Origin of the sequence: Variovorax sp. PCZ-1 (assembly GCF_018413605.1) — a bacterium.
Classification (GTDB): domain Bacteria; phylum Pseudomonadota; class Gammaproteobacteria; order Burkholderiales; family Burkholderiaceae_C; genus JANMDU01.
Genome location: NZ_JAHCDN010000001.1, coordinates 1919545 through 1933995 on the forward strand (window position 1 = coordinate 1919545; position 14451 = coordinate 1933995).

General features: G+C 55.3%; 12 protein-coding genes. 4 read left to right on the top strand and 8 right to left on the bottom strand.

All coding sequences use genetic code 11. The annotated features are described in order from the left end of the window. Positions 1-24: 24 nt before the first annotated feature. Positions 25-942: a LysR family transcriptional regulator gene (locus KIH26_RS09290; RefSeq protein ID WP_213444262.1), complete on the top strand. Its 918-nt coding sequence runs from the start codon at positions 25-27 to the stop codon at positions 940-942. A gap of 6 nt (positions 943-948) precedes the next feature. Here the strand turns inward: KIH26_RS09290 and guaA are convergent, their stop codons facing one another. The 3 genes from guaA to guaB all read right to left on the bottom strand — a co-directional run bounded on the left by guaA (position 949) and on the right by guaB (position 4708). Continuing rightward, on the bottom strand, positions 949-2610 hold the full coding sequence (gene guaA / locus KIH26_RS09295; protein WP_213444264.1) for a glutamine-hydrolyzing GMP synthase: 1662 nt from the start codon (positions 2608-2610) through the stop codon (positions 949-951). 57 nt (positions 2611-2667) lie between these two features. Next, positions 2668-3168: a peptidoglycan-binding protein LysM gene (lysM, locus tag KIH26_RS09300; protein ID WP_213444266.1), complete on the bottom strand. Its 501-nt coding sequence runs from the start codon at positions 3166-3168 to the stop codon at positions 2668-2670. A gap of 70 nt (positions 3169-3238) precedes the next feature. Further along, positions 3239-4708 carry an IMP dehydrogenase gene (gene guaB, locus KIH26_RS09305; RefSeq protein WP_213444268.1) on the bottom strand — a complete coding sequence of 490 codons (1470 nt, stop codon included), beginning with the start codon at positions 4706-4708 and terminating at the stop codon, positions 3239-3241. Positions 4709-4836: 128 nt separating this feature from the next. On the opposite strand from guaB, the gene KIH26_RS09310 reads away from it, so the two are divergent. Continuing rightward, positions 4837-5376 (top strand): DUF4124 domain-containing protein, encoded by a 540-nt coding sequence (locus KIH26_RS09310; protein ID WP_213444270.1) that lies wholly within the window; start codon positions 4837-4839, stop codon positions 5374-5376. 11 nt (positions 5377-5387) lie between these two features. Here the strand turns inward: KIH26_RS09310 and KIH26_RS09315 are convergent, their stop codons facing one another. Further along, on the bottom strand, positions 5388-5789 hold the full coding sequence (locus KIH26_RS09315; protein ID WP_213444272.1) for a methylglyoxal synthase: 402 nt from the start codon (positions 5787-5789) through the stop codon (positions 5388-5390). Between the two features lie 122 nt (positions 5790-5911). Here KIH26_RS09315 and KIH26_RS09320 point away from each other — a divergent pair, with 122 nt between their 5' ends. Continuing rightward, a complete protein-coding gene (locus tag KIH26_RS09320) occupies positions 5912-7300 on the top strand; it encodes a polyhydroxyalkanoate depolymerase (RefSeq protein WP_213444273.1) in 1389 nt (462 codons plus the stop codon). Then, on the top strand, positions 7297-7980 hold the full coding sequence (locus KIH26_RS09325) for an RnfABCDGE type electron transport complex subunit B (protein WP_213444275.1): 684 nt from the start codon (positions 7297-7299) through the stop codon (positions 7978-7980). The genes KIH26_RS09320 and KIH26_RS09325 overlap by 4 nt, the downstream gene beginning before the upstream one ends. Before the next feature lie 22 nt (positions 7981-8002). Here the strand turns inward: KIH26_RS09325 and KIH26_RS09330 are convergent, their stop codons facing one another. From KIH26_RS09330 to KIH26_RS09345, 4 genes are all read right to left on the bottom strand, one after another. After that, positions 8003-10786: a DUF11 domain-containing protein gene (locus KIH26_RS09330; protein ID WP_213444276.1), complete on the bottom strand. Its 2784-nt coding sequence runs from the start codon at positions 10784-10786 to the stop codon at positions 8003-8005. Positions 10787-10854: 68 nt separating this feature from the next. Further along, the gene (locus KIH26_RS09335; protein ID WP_213444278.1) at positions 10855-12135 is read right to left on the bottom strand and encodes a PLP-dependent transferase; all 1281 of its coding nucleotides are present in this window, start codon (positions 12133-12135) and stop codon (positions 10855-10857) included. Positions 12136-12216: 81 nt separating this feature from the next. Next, a complete protein-coding gene (locus tag KIH26_RS09340) occupies positions 12217-12741 on the bottom strand; it encodes a phosphoribosyltransferase (RefSeq protein ID WP_213444280.1) in 525 nt (174 codons plus the stop codon). 250 nt (positions 12742-12991) lie between these two features. After that, the gene (locus KIH26_RS09345; protein ID WP_213444282.1) at positions 12992-14320 is read right to left on the bottom strand and encodes an adenylosuccinate synthase; all 1329 of its coding nucleotides are present in this window, start codon (positions 14318-14320) and stop codon (positions 12992-12994) included. Between the last annotated feature and the right edge of the window lie 131 nt (positions 14321-14451).

A 14451-nucleotide genomic window follows, 5' to 3' on the forward strand; every position in this document is an offset into this window, starting at 1 on the left:
AAAGATGCGGTTTAGGAATTAGCAGTGGATCGCTTTGACGCAATGCAAGCCTTTGTTCGCGTGGTGGAAACAGGCAGTTTCACCAAGGCGGCGCAGACTCTGCACATGAGCAAGACTACGGCGACACAACTGGTTCAACAACTCGAAGCTCGGTTGCGCGTTAAGCTGCTGAATCGCACGACCCGGAAAGTCAATGTCACTGCAGATGGCGCGGCTTACTATGAACGCTGTGTGCGCCTCTTGGCCGATATGGATGATGCTGAGACGAGCCTATCTAACGCTACAGCGGCGCCAAGAGGCCGTCTGCGTGTGGATGTTCCAAGCCCGCTGGCGAGCATGATCCTGATACCCGCATTGCCAGCATTTCATGCGCAATACCCCGACATCCAGCTCGACATGGGTGTCAGTGACCGCATGGTAGACATCATCGGCGAAAACGTGGACTGCGTCGTACGCGGCGGCGTACTCGCTGACCAGTCGTTAAAGGCGCGTCATGTAGGCGACCTGCAACTCAAGGTGTTCGCAGCACCCTGCTACTTGGATCACAACGGCACACCCTTGCACCCACAGGACTTGGAGAGCTCACATCACCGCGTCGTTGGCTTTGTGTGGGCGCGCACGGGAAAAACCGTTCCTTACGCGATGCACCGCGGCAGCGAGAGCATCAAAATGCAGGGTCAATATGTGTTGGCTGTGGATGACGGCAATGCCTATCTTGCCGCCGGCTTGGCCGGCCTCGGTGTCTTGTGGTTGCCCGACTATATGGCGAAACAATACGTGGCAAAAGGTGATTTACTGCCACTGCTCGAGGATTGGCATCTTGATTCAATGCCGCTGTACGTTGCATTTCCGCCTAACCGGCATGTTAGCGCCAAGCTACGTGTGTTTATCGAATGGGTCGCTGAACTGATGGCTCAGCATGCGCCTGTCATTAGGCCGTGACTTCCCTCACTCCCACTCAATCGTCGCAGGTGGTTTGGAGCTCACATCGTAGGTGACTCGGTTAATCCCACGCACTTCATTGATGATTCTGCTAGAGACTTTCTTGAGCAAGGCATAGGGCAGCTCTGCCCAGTCCGCTGTCATGAAATCGCTGGTGACGACGGCGCGGAGAGCTACGACGTAATCGTAGGTGCGGCCATCGCCCATCACGCCGACGCTTTTGACGGGGAGGAAGACGGTGAAGGCTTGGCTGGTGAGGTCGTACCAACTCTTGCCGGTTTGTTCGTCTTTGAAATTGCGCAGCTCTTCGATGAAGATGGCGTCAGCCCTGCGCAGCAGGTCAGCGTATTCTTTTTTGACTTCACCCAAGATGCGCACACCGAGGCCGGGGCCTGGGAAGGGGTGGCGGTAGACCATTTCTGGCGGCAGGCCGAGGGCGACGCCGAGTTCTCTCACTTCGTCTTTGAAGAGATCGCGCAACGGCTCGAGCAACTTGAGGCCCAGCTGCTCGGGCAGGCCGCCGACATTGTGGTGGCTTTTGATGGTGACGGCTTTTTTGCTTTTGGCGCCGCCGGATTCGATGACATCGGGGTAGATGGTGCCTTGAGCAAGCCAAGTCACACCCTTAGCAGATGCTCCTAATTTGGTAGCACTCTGCGCAGATTCTATGCCGGCGAACTGCCCTTTTTGCTTTAATTTTTCAGCCTCTGCCTTGAACACATCGACAAACAAGCCACCGATGATTTTGCGTTTAGCTTCAGGCTCCGAGACGCCAGCTAACTTCGACAAAAACAACTCACTGGCATCGGCACGGATCACTTTGGCATGCAGCTTGCCAGCAAACATGTCCATCACCATATCGCCTTCGTTGAGGCGCAGCAGGCCGTGATCAACGAACACGCAGGTAAGTTGATCACCAATGGCGCGGTGAATGAGAGCTGCAGCAACTGATGAATCCACACCGCCTGAGAGGCCGAGCAGTACATGCTCATCGCCCACCTGCGCTTTGATTTTGGCGACGGCCTCGGCAATGTAATCGCCCATGATCCAGTCTTGCTTGGCACCGCAGATGCCTAAAACGAAGCGCTCGATCAGCGCCTTGCCTTGCACCGTATGCGTCACCTCGGGGTGAAACTGAAACGCGTAAAACTTCCTTGCTTCATCAGCCATGCCCGCCAGCGGGCAGCTTGGCGTAGAAGCCATGAGCTTGAAGCCGGGCGGCATCTCGGTAACTTTGTCGCCATGGCTCATCCACACTTTGAGCATGCCGTGACCTTCTGGCGTTTGAAAATCTTCGATGCCTTTCAGCAACGAAGTATGCCCATGCGCCCTCACCTCGGCATAGCCAAATTCGCGCGTTTTGCCCGCTTCCACCTTGCCGCCCAGCTGCTGCGCCATGGTCTGCATGCCATAGCAAATACCCAGCACGGGAATGCCGAGCTCAAACACGGCATCAGGCGCACGATCATCCACCTCATACACGCTCGCATGCGAGCCCGAGAGGATGATGCCCTTCAAATGCCCATCCTTCGCATACTCGCGCACCCACTCGCTCGTCACATCACAGGGATGCACCTCCGAGAGCACATGCGCCTCGCGCACACGGCGGGCGATGAGCTGGGTGACTTGGGAGCCGAAATCGAGGATGAGGATTTTGTCGTGTTGCATGGTGAGCAATGAAAAAGGCGGCTTGAAGCCGCCTACTGAAGAGAGCTAAACCGTATTTTAGGCTTGCGCGGGGATGATCAGATTCTGTCCAGGGTAGATTTTGTCAGGATGGCTGAGCATGGGCTTATTGGCTTCGAAGATCACTGGGTATTTATTCGCATCGCCGTAGTATTGCTTGGCGATTTTGGAAAGGTTGTCGCCGCTCACCACCATGTGGAATTGGCAGCTGGGCGCATCGGCTTCATCGCAGGTCATTTCGTCAGCCACGCCAGCCACGCCATGCACATTGCCGCAACAGGTGATGATCTTTTCTCGCTCTTCCTGCGTGGCCACCAGCCCCGCTACTGTGACGATCTGATCCGCCCCACTGAATGTGATGGTGAGATTGTCTGCAGGTAGATTGTTGGAGCGGATGTAATCTTTGATAGCGCTGGATGCAGCTTCGTTGGCAGCAGCAGCTTTTTCTTCGTTGCTCGGCTCGGCCACTGCAGCAGCTACCTCAGGCTTGCTGCCAAAGAGTTTTTGACCAGCTTCTTTGAAAAATGAAATGATGCCCATGATGTGCTCCTGAAAGATTGGTTGATGAACCCTATTTGTACATCAAAAGCATGACAAAGAGAGCAAAGCATCACTCCGCTCTGTAATTAGGCGCTTCTTTCGTGATTTGTACATCATGAACGTGGCTTTCGCGAATACCGGCTGCGGTAATTTCCACGAATTCAGCTTTGTTTTGCATATCGGCAATCGTGCCGCAGCCACAATAGCCCATGCTCGCGCGGATGCCGCCAGCCAATTGGAAGATGATGGCGACGACCGAGCCCTTGTAGGGCACGCGGCCTTCAATGCCTTCGGGCACGAGCTTGTCGGCATTGGGGTTGCCGGTGCTGGATTCTTGGAAGTAACGATCTGCGCTGCCTTGCTGCATCGCGCCGATGCTGCCCATGCCGCGATAGCTTTTGTAAGAGCGACCTTGGTAGAGCACCACTTCGCCCGGCGCTTCTTCTGTGCCAGCAAACATGCCACCCATCATGACCGAGCCTGCGCCTGCAGCAATAGCCTTGGCTATATCGCCGCTATAGCGAATACCGCCATCGGCAATGAGCGGAACGCCTGAGCCTTTGAGCGCCGTGGCCACGCCGTCCACTGCCATGATCTGCGGCACGCCCACACCGGCCACGATACGCGTGGTGCAAATGCTGCCGGGGCCGATGCCGACTTTCACCGCATCTGCGCCCGCTTCAGCCAAAGCCAAAGCAGCAGCGCCTGTAGCGATATTGCCGCCCACCACATCAATCTGTGGAAAATTCTGCTTGACCCAGCGCACGCGATCAATCACGCCTTTGCTGTGGCCATGGGCTGTATCAACAACGATAGCATCCACGCCAGCTTCCACTAGTGCAGCCACGCGCTCTTCTGTGCCCTCACCCACGCCTACGGCCGCGCCCACGCGAAGGTGCCCCTGCTCATCGCGCGCAGCATTAGCAAAACTGGTTTGCTTGGTGATATCTTTCACCGTGATCAGGCCTTTGAGCTCGTAAGCATCGTTGACAACAAGCAAGCGCTCCAAGCGATGCTTGTTCAGCAAAGCTTTTGCTTCTTTGAGCGGTGTGCCTACGGGCACAGTCACGAGTTTCTCGCGCCCTGTCATGATTTGGCTCACCGGCACATCCATACGCGTCTCAAAACGCAAATCGCGGCTGGTGACGATACCGACAACTTTGCCGCCATCCACCACCGGGAAGCCACTCACGCCCAACTGCTCCGATAGCTCCATCACCTGATGAACTTTGAAATCAGACGGAATGACCACCGGATCACGCAGCACACCGCTTTCATGCCGCTTGACCTTGCGCACCTGCGCGGCCTGCTCTTTGGCTGTGAGATTCTTGTGAATGATGCCCATACCGCCCTCTTGCGCCATGGCAATCGCCAGCCGAGCCTCGGTCACGGTATCCATGGCAGCAGACACCAAGGGCAAATTCAGCGCGATATTGCGAGAAAACTGGGTTTGAAGAGAAGTGTCTTTGGGCAAGACGGAGGAGAAGGCAGGGACGAGCAAAACGTCGTCAAAAGTGAGTGCTTTGCCAAGCAGGCGCATATGTAAGCTCCAAAACAAGGATTTTACGCAACACCGCCGTGAGCTTTGTATACCAGAAGGCGGTTTTGTCGTCGTAAACGGCATCTGGCGCGTTGGCAGAGTAGTCCCTTCTGGCTACACTTCAAGCTATGAATAAAAATGCATCTCTGATCCGAAGCGTGATTGCTAGCGCTTTGCTTATATGCGTGCTGCCTCTGGCCCACGCCCAATGGTCATGGAAAGACAAAGACGGCCGCCGTGTTTTCAGCGATCAACCACCACCTTCGAGCGTGTCTGAAAAAGATATTTTGAAGCGCCCAGCTGGTGTGAGTGCTCCAGCACCAGCCGCAAACGCAGATTCGACATCCGCAGCATCCTCCTCTGACCCCAAAGCTGCAGCGGCCGCAGGCGCTGCAGCCCCCAAAGTCAGCGGTAAAGATGCTGAGCTGGAGAAGAAGAAGAAAGAAGTCGAGGCTCAAGAAGCGGCCAAGAAGAAGGCTGAAGCCGAGAAAACCGCAGCAGCTCAAAAAGAAAACTGTGAACGCGCTAAGCGATCCAAATCTGGCTTCGATTCCGGTGTTCGCATTTCCACAACCAATGCCAAGGGCGAGCGGGAAATCATGGATGAAGCCACGCGTGCGGCAGAATCCAAGCGCCTACAAGACATCATCGCCAACGATTGCAAATAAGCGGCGAGCGCTCAATCCCCAAATATTGCCAGCCAAGACAGGGTTTGCAGCATCACCTGCGCGCTGGCCAAATTGGTGGCGCAAGGTACGTTGTGCACATCGCAGGCTCGCACCAGGGCATTGATATCTGGCTCATGAGGCTGCGCCGTCATTGGATCGCGCAAAAAAATCACGGCGTCGATGCGGCCGCTGGCCAAGCGTGCGCCGATTTGTAAGTCGCCCCCCATAGGCCCTGAGAGCAAGCGTTCGATTTTCAGACCCGTAGCGCGCATGATGCGCGAGCCGGTCGTGCCCGTCGCGCAAAGCTTACAAGTCTCTAAAAATCCCAAGAAATCTTTGCAAAGCGATTCAATATCAGCCTTCTTGGCGTCATGAGCGATCAGAGCGATACGATAAACGAGTGGTTTTGCCATGGTGGAATCATAGTGACAAACATCGAGGATTACCCGAGTTTGGAGGCAAAGCCTCAACATTCTGCAGCAGACAGGCCTAGAATGTTGCAATGCAGCATTTCGCTGCAAAAAAGATAAACACCATGCTCTACCAACTCTACGAAGCCCAGCGCGCTCTGATGGAACCTTTCGCGGAATTTGCGCAGGCCACGGCCAAGCTGTATGCCAACCCGCTCAACGGTTTTGGGCAGTTGCCCTTCGCGCAGCGCACCGCTGCCACGTATGACCTGATGTATCGCTTGGGCAAGGACTATGAGAAGCCAGCCTTCGGCATCAAGACGGTCAACATCCCTCACGACGGCGTAGAAACCGAGATCGCCATCCACGAACGCGTAGAAATCGACAAACCCTTCTGCGAGCTGCGCCGCTTCAAGCGCTTCTCCGATGATGCTGCCACACTCGCTCGCCTCAAAGGCCAGCCCGCCGTGCTGATCGTCGCGCCCCTGTCTGGCCACTATGCAACTCTTTTGCGCGATACCGTGCGTGCCATGCTGCAAGGCCACAAGGTCTTCATCACCGATTGGAAAAACGCCCGTCTCGTGCCTCTGGCCGATGGTGATTTCCATCTGGATGATTATGTGAACTACGTGCAGGAATTCATCCGCCATTTGCAAAAGCAATATGGCAACTGCCATGTGATGAGCGTTTGCCAGCCTACCGTACCTGTGCTCGCAGCTGTCTCGCTCATGGCCTCGCGTGGTGAGCAGCTTCCGCTGTCCATGACGATGATGGGCGGCCCGATTGATGCGCGCAAGTCGCCCACAGCGGTGAACAATTTGGCAACGCAGCGTAGCCACAATTGGTTTGAAAGCAATGTGATTTACCGCGTGCCACCGAATTTTCCAGGCGCAGGGCGCAAGGTCTATCCAGGCTTTTTGCAGCACACTGGCTTTGTGGCGATGAACCCAGATCGCCACGCCAAGAGCCACTGGGATTACTTCAAAGATCTGGTCAAAGGTGATGGCCGCAGCGCCGAAGCGCATCGCCAGTTTTACGACGAATACAACGCCGTGCTCGACATGGATGCTTCCTACTATCTGGAAACGATTGAAACCGTCTTCCAGAAGTTCAAACTCGTGGAAGGCACATGGGATGTGCAAAATAGCCAAGGCAAGCCCGAGCGCGTGCGCCCGCAAGACATCACTGGCTGCGCTCTGCTGACTGTAGAAGGCGAGCTGGACGATATTTCCGGTAGCGGCCAAACCCGTGCTGCGCATGATTTATGCAGCGGCATCGACAAGGCCTCCAAGCAGCATTACGAAGTCAAAGGCGCTGGGCACTACGGCATCTTCTCTGGCCGCCGCTGGCGCGATATGGTGTATCCACAGGTGCAAGAGTTCATAGCCGCCGCGTCAAAAACGTCAGCATCTGCCCCTAGAAAATCCACAAAACCATCATCAAAATCGGCTGTAGCCGGCAAGAAACCTGCGCAGCCAGCTATCAAAAAGAGAGTAACTAGCAAAGCACGATGAGCTTGGCTGCCCAAGACCTGAGCCCCGCAGCTCGCGCTATTCACGCGCTGCTGCCGCAAACCCAATGCCAGCGCTGTGGCTATCCCGATTGCGCCTCGTATGCGCAGGCCATCGCGCATGAGGGCATCCCGATCAACCAATGCCCACCCGGCGGAGACGAAGGTGTTCAGCGCTTGGCCGCGCTCACTGGCCAAGCCGCCCTGCCCTTGAACCCCGCCAACGGCCAAGAGCAAGAGCGCACCATGGCCTTCATCGATGAAGACTGGTGCATCGGCTGCACGCTGTGCATCAAGGCCTGCCCAGTGGATGCGATTGTGGGCAGCTCCAAAACCATGCACACCATCATCGAATCGGTATGCACCGGTTGCGAGCTGTGCATCCCAGTCTGCCCGGTGGATTGCATAGAAATTGAAATCACCACACCAGGGCGCACAGGCTGGCAGGCTTGGGATCAGCGCCAAGCGGACAACGCTCTAGAACGCTATGAAAAGATGAGCATTCGGCGCAGTATCTATGCCGGCGAACGGCCAAAAATGCTTGAAAAAACCCTGCAAGACAAGCTTCAAGCGCTGCAAAATTTCCCTCAGACTGTGAGCAAAATCACCGACAGCGCTGAGCTTGAAAAGAAGCGTCGTTTCGTGCAAGCGGCTCTAGACAAGGCGAAGGCATCAAGAGCTTAGGCGATTTTGTAAGCCGCGTTGATCACGGCACGCCCCTTGCAATGACGTTGCAAGCAATGCTGAACCTCAAAGCGCTGTTAGGCACCATGCTGGGAATGACAATTCCGCCTCCGCTGCTCATGTTGGCGATGCTGAGTTCTCCGGGTGCCGTGCCAGGATTGGGGCACAGGGCTGCGCCTGTGGGCACGCAAGTGATGCTGGTGCATTGCAAGCCTGATGTGGGGACATCGCGGAAGATGCCGTTGACCAAGGAGCTGGGGCCCGTGTTGGTCACTGTCACGTCGTAGCTGGTGGTCGAGCCAGAGACGAGGCTGCTCGCAGTATTGGTTTTGGTGATGCTCAGATTCACGCTCCCACGCACAGGATCAGCGTCTTGCGCTTGGTTGTTGCTCGTGTTCGAATCGGTGTAGCCTACAGCAGCCAATGTGACGATATTGGTCACGGTTGTTCCGGGCGCGCCAGTGACCTGCCCTGCGACAGTGAACGTCATGATGCCGCTGGTGGCAGTCACCACTGGGATGGTCAGGCCTGCGCCCTCCAAGGCCAGCACGGTCAAAGGAGCGCTGGGGCAAACACTTCCTGCACCTGCAACGCAAGCAACGGTGCTCTTGATGAAATTGGGCACGGCAGGATCGCTCAGGGTCGTGGTGTTGGCCACCACGGTGGAGGTGTTGCGAACGACGATGGTGTAAGTTGTGGTTTGCCCCGTGTTGAGAAAGCTCAACCCATTGTCTTTGGTGATCCGAACATCAGCTGAAGGCAGGCATTCACGCAGTTGAATCTGGGCAATCGCGGCCAGATCCCCAATTTCAGGGTTACTTGCCGTCGCGTTGAAGTTTCGGATAGATAGCGTCACGGTCGTCGAGGCCGCTACGAAGCTGCCTTGCCGCAGATACCAAGTGTCTATACCGACTTCATTGTTCGAATTGGGGGCGGCAAATGTTGGCGTGCCACCAGTCAGTGCTGCGCCATTGATCAAACCTTGAATATTTGGCACAACACTGGCTGCCGAACCCGAGGCTGTATTAGAGGCGTAATACATGAATTCATAAGTGCGGCCGATCGTTAAGCCACCCACGGCTTGCGACCAAATATCGTAGTTGGGCGACGCAGGCGCTTTGCCATTGCTGAGCAACCAGCTGTTGCTTCCGGGCACAGATCGCAGTGCATCTCCCGCAAAGGGGTTTTGCAAAACATTCACATTAGTCGCAGGCGTGTATGCACGTTGCCCCGATTGAATACTCACTGAATTAGGGGAGGTCAGTGTGTTGGGGGCGGAAACCGTCGCACTACTGCTCAGGGGCGATGAGTTGGCAAAATCGCCATTGATGATTCTGTTGGTGAGGCTCTCTGTGGTTCCGGCCGGGCAGATCTGCGCCCCCGTCACTAGATTGGTATTGCTGACATTGATGATATTGGTATCGGTTGCAAAATTATTGCTGGGCGTGGGGTCTGTGGTGTCGATGGCCGGCGTGACTCTTGCAGCATTGGAGACCGCGCCGGTTGCCGTGGTGGCTGTCACCAAGGCATTCAATGAAAAGACGAGCGATGTCCCGGGCGGAAATGTAATGACCTGCAAGCCTGGGCTCTCAAAGGTTGATGTGTTCAACACCGCAGGACAAACTGCGGAAGGCGGTCCACCGGGCGCAGAGCATGTGACGCTGAGTTTTTGCAAACCCACGACGGCTGGATCTTGAATCACGCTGTAGTTTGCAGGATAGGGGCCGTTATTTTTCACCGTGATGGTGTAGTTTGTGACTTGGCCGGTTGTCACCGTGCCAAAGGGATCGGTCTTGGTGATCTCTAAATCTGCGCGGCGCACGCCCGAGATCGGGCACGAAGTGCCATCTGTGGGATTGGTGTTGCTGGTGAAGGGCAAAGCAGGTGCCGGCACAGTCACGGAAATAGCAGAGGGCGAGCCAGTGACAGGGTTGAGAATTTCCCAAAAAGTGGAGGCGTCGTTATCAAACACATAGAACTTGCTGCTGAAGGCATCCCAGAAGGCCGAGCCAATGCCTGTGAAGGCTGCGCTTGCAATCGTCGTCGTCACAACGCTGGCCGTCCCGACTGCACCGGATGAGGCTGGCTGCAAAGTGATTCGGTGCATGGTGCGAATACCACCGTAGTTGGCCTGCGTACTCGCCCCGAGCAGCAAACCAGCTGGCCCTCCAGCGCCATTGAAGTCAAAGTCACCGAAGTTCATGACATTGGGAACATCAAAGTTATAGCGCTGCGCAGCAGTCATGTTGCCAGTGGCAGGGATGAAATCAACACGAAATATCGCATTGGGCGCCATCGAGTTACCCTGACCATTGGTGGTGCCTTGCCCTGAAAAGTAATAGCGTCCTGCAGCATCAAAAGCACCGGCCGTGGGTGTGAATCCAGCAATCGCTGCACCGGTGGTGTCCAAAATATCACCCACCAATTGATACCCACCTTGGCCAATACGATACAAGCGCGGAACGCCGGCACCGGCATCCAACGCATACATGTAGTTATCTACCGGGTTGTAGCCCAGCGCATTCAAGCGGCCGGTAGGAGGCGTTGCATATTCTGGGGTTGGCGCTGTGGATGAGTTGATCGCCGCATAACTGAAGATCTGCGACACCGTGGTGAAGCCAGCATTGTTGGGGTTGCGAATTTGGTAGAACACCACATCGCAAGTAAACGGCGAGCCTTGCGCATGAGCTTGTGATATCGCAGCCCATTGCAGCCCAAGCAAGGCAAGACTCAGCAACAAGCCTCGGGAAAAAATCTGCCGCAATACAACATGCAAACGCTTGAAGTAAGCATGTGTTGCGGCCATGGTTTATTTCAGATAAGAATTATTAGTGCGGGCGTCCTAATGTAACTCAACTGAAATATTGAAATATCCTAATTTTCCCTGAGTTTAGTTAAAGCATGAAATGCTTGGGACAGGTCTTGCATCAGATCTGCAGCCTCTTCAAAGCCAATAGAAAAGCGCACCAAACCCCCTCGGTAGGGCCAATGCGCCACATTCTGATTGCGCATACTCGCAATGTCGTAGGGCACAGCCAAGCTCAAATGCCCGCCCCATGAATAGCCGATTTTGAAAAGCTTGAGGGCATCGACGAAGGCATCGACTTGGCTTGGGCTGAATTTTTCGTGGAAAACGATGCTGAACAGACCGGCGGCGTATCCCTCGCTTCGATGTTCATTAGCTATTAAATCAGTAGCACTTCGCGCAGATTCTATGCCGGCCACAGGCCTTTTTCGGCATAAATTCTGCCAGTTTTGATGCCCTGGCGCGCCTTCAATCGCGGGGTGGAGTACAGCTTCAACTTCTGGCCGCGTTTTAAGCCAATGTGCGAGTTGGCGCGCCGATTGATCTGCCGCACGGTAGCGAATGCCTATGCTGGGCAAGCTGCGCAGCACCAGCTCAGCATCATTGGCTGCCACGCCGTAGCCTAGGCGCATGTGGGAGAGTTTGATCTTGTGGTGCAGCGCCTCGTCGCGCGTGACGATGGAGCCCATCAGCACATCGCCGCCGCCGCTGGGGTATTTGGTAAGCGCCTGGCTGCTGATGTCTACGGTCAAACCTTGACCATCCAGATCAAAAGCATTGAATGCCAGGCCTGCGCCCCAAGTGTTATCTAAAGCGCAGATCACAGCTTTTTCGCGGCAAATGCGCACCAAAGCCGGCAAATCAGGAAACTCCATCGTCACCGAGCCAGGCGCTTCCAGCCAGACGAGCTTGGTTTTAGGTGTGATTTTGGCGGCCAGATCAGCTGCATCCATCGCGTCGTAGTAGCGCGTCGTGATGCCGAAACGCGGCAGTTCTTCCTGCGTGAGCCCCAGCCGGGCGCCATACACGTTGTGCGGCAGCAGCATGTCATCGCCCTGCCCGAGCAAGGCGATATCCACCGCAACGATTGCCGCCAAACCGCTGGGCACCAGCACACATTGCAAGCCGCCTTCTAGCGAAGCGATGCGCTCTTCTAGGGTGAAAGTGGTCGGCGTGCCGTGCAGCCCATAGGTATAGCCGCTCTTGTTCTTCCAATCCCGGCTGCGCATCGCCGCCACATTCGGGAAGATCACCGTGGAAGCTTTATGCACGCCGATTTGCGGCGCTTCGAAGCCTTCTGGGGGCTGATAAGGATGATGAATGAGATCAGTAATTTTGTTGGCAGACATAGCTGGATGTTAGCGAAAACCGCAAAGACATGAAAAAGCCGCTGACAAGGCAGCGGCTTTTGGTGCAAGCGCAGTTGTGGATCAAACCTTCCACTTCTCCAGCAGCTTCTCGGGCGAGAGGCTGTCGTAGCCTTCGAAGGGCTGGTGAATCCAGGGGTTGGTGGGCAGGTGCTCGACGGAGTAATCGCATTCAAACACGCTCACGGCTTTCGTCCAGATCACGGCGGTGCGAAGCTCGGTGATGGGTTTGTAATTGCCTTTGAGCATATCGACCACGGCTTTGAGTGTGTGGCCGGAATCAGCCAAGTCGTCTACCAGCAGCACCTTGCCAGCGATTTCGCCTTTGGGGGTGGTGATGTAGCGAGCGATATCTAAGTGACCTTGCACCGTGCCTTCGTTGGCACGGTAAGAGCTGGTGCTCATGATGGCCAGGGGCTTGTTGAAGATGCGGGAGAGGATGTCTCCGGGGCGCATGCCGCCGCGCGCGAGGCAGAGGATGGTGTCGAATTCCCAGTTTGATTTATGAATCTGGATGGCCAGCTTCTCAATCAGGTTGTGGTATTCGTCGTAGCTGACGTAGAGGTGTTTGCCGTCTTCTGTGAGCATTTTTGTCTCCGGTTGGATTTACGGTGGTGAAGGATATTGGTGTGCTGAGAATTGAACGCAAAATTCGCAAAATAAACGCAAAAGACGCAGAAAAGAGAAAAGGGAAAAGTGAAAAAACAATAAAGCGGATGGGAGTAATGCTAATAATTTTCTGCGTCTTTTGCGTTTCTTTTGCGCCTTTTGCGTTCTATTGGTCAGTAAGCTAACAAAACAGATTCTCTGAAGCTTTTGAATTCGTTTCGCAGAGCTATCAAGCCAAATAAGGATGCTTGATCAGAATCGTGTGATCGCGATCTGGGCTGGTGGATACGATGTGAATCGGCACGCCCGTCACATGCTCGATGCGCTGCAGATACAGGCGGGCTTGCACGGGGAGTTTGTCGAGTTGCGTCACGCCTACCGTGCTTTGCGTCCAGCCTTCAAGGGTTTCGTAAATCGGCACGCAGCGAGAAATATCGTCTGCACCCATGGGCAGGATGTCAATTTTTTCGCCATCGAGCTCGTAGCCTACGCAGATTTTGAGTTCCTTGATGCCGTCGAGCACATCGAGTTTGGTGATGCACAGGCCACTCAAACCATTCACTTGCGCGCTGCGCTTGAGCAAGGCTGCATCGAACCAACCGCAACGGCGGCTGCGACCAGTCGTGACGCCCTTCTCTGCGCCCACGGTGCTCATGTGATAGCCCGGCGTGCCTGGCTTTTCCCACTCTAATTCTGTAGGGAACGGGCCGCCACCCACGCGGGTGCAATAGGCTTTGGTGATGCCCAAGATGTAGTGCAACATGCCCGGGCCCACACCTGCGCCAGCTGCGGCATTGCCGGCCACGCAGTTACTACTCGTGACGAACGGGTATGTGCCGTGATCCACATCAAGCAGCGTGCCTTGCGCGCCTTCAAACAAGAGGTTCACGCCTTTGGCATGGGCTTCATTGAGCTCGCGCGAGACATCAGCCATCATCGGCTTGAGCAACTCCGCATGCTTCATCGCTTCGTCAAATATCGGCTGAAATTCCAGCGCCTGAGCGCCTAAGAAGGTGGTCATCACATGGTTGTGCAGATCCAGCAAATCTTTGAGCTTGGCCGCAAAGCGCTCGGGGTGTTTCAAATCTTGCACACGCAGCGCGCGGCGGGCGATTTTGTCTTCATACGCAGGGCCAATGCCTCGGCCTGTGGTACCAATCTTCTCGCTGCCGCCTTTGCCGCGAAAGGCTTCGCGCGCTTGATCGAGAGCGGCATGAAACGGCAAGATCAACGGACAAGCTTCAGAGATGCGAAGGCGCGAGCGCACTTCCACACCCGCCTTCTCCAGCCCTTCAATCTCTTCAAATAGCTTGGCAGCAGAGAGCACCACACCATTGCCGATGTAGCACTTCACGCCCGCGCGCATGATGCCGCTGGGAATCAGGTGCAAGGCGGTCTTCACGCCGTTGATCACCAGCGTGTGCCCCGCGTTATGGCCACCTTGGAAACGCACCACACCTTGGGCGGTCTCGGTGAGCCAATCAACCAATTTCCCTTTGCCCTCATCGCCCCACTGGGAACCGACGACGACGACGTTTCTGCCTTTTACTGGATTCATTGCTTCTCTCAGAAAAACTTAAACAGCCGGACGCAAAGGGCGCAAAAGTTGCGCAAAAAACGCAAAAGAAACCAATGAAGGTATTTTTTGCGTTTTTTGCGCAACTTTTGCGACTTTTGCGTCCGGTATTT

Coding starts and splice junctions, on each gene's coding strand:
- guaA (WP_213444264.1), bottom strand. CDS start 2,610: ATGCAACACGACAAAATCCTCATCCTCGATTTCGGCTCCCAAGTCACC.
- lysM (WP_213444266.1), bottom strand. CDS start 3,168: ATGGGCATCATTTCATTTTTCAAAGAAGCTGGTCAAAAACTCTTTGGC.
- guaB (WP_213444268.1), bottom strand. CDS start 4,708: ATGCGCCTGCTTGGCAAAGCACTCACTTTTGACGACGTTTTGCTCGTC.
- KIH26_RS09310 (WP_213444270.1), top strand. CDS start 4,837: ATGAATAAAAATGCATCTCTGATCCGAAGCGTGATTGCTAGCGCTTTG.
- KIH26_RS09315 (WP_213444272.1), bottom strand. CDS start 5,789: ATGGCAAAACCACTCGTTTATCGTATCGCTCTGATCGCTCATGACGCC.
- KIH26_RS09320 (WP_213444273.1), top strand. CDS start 5,912: ATGCTCTACCAACTCTACGAAGCCCAGCGCGCTCTGATGGAACCTTTC.
- KIH26_RS09325 (WP_213444275.1), top strand. CDS start 7,297: ATGAGCTTGGCTGCCCAAGACCTGAGCCCCGCAGCTCGCGCTATTCAC.
- KIH26_RS09330 (WP_213444276.1), bottom strand. CDS start 10,786: ATGGCCGCAACACATGCTTACTTCAAGCGTTTGCATGTTGTATTGCGG.
- KIH26_RS09335 (WP_213444278.1), bottom strand. CDS start 12,135: ATGTCTGCCAACAAAATTACTGATCTCATTCATCATCCTTATCAGCCC.
- KIH26_RS09340 (WP_213444280.1), bottom strand. CDS start 12,741: ATGCTCACAGAAGACGGCAAACACCTCTACGTCAGCTACGACGAATAC.
- KIH26_RS09345 (WP_213444282.1), bottom strand. CDS start 14,320: ATGAATCCAGTAAAAGGCAGAAACGTCGTCGTCGTCGGTTCCCAGTGG.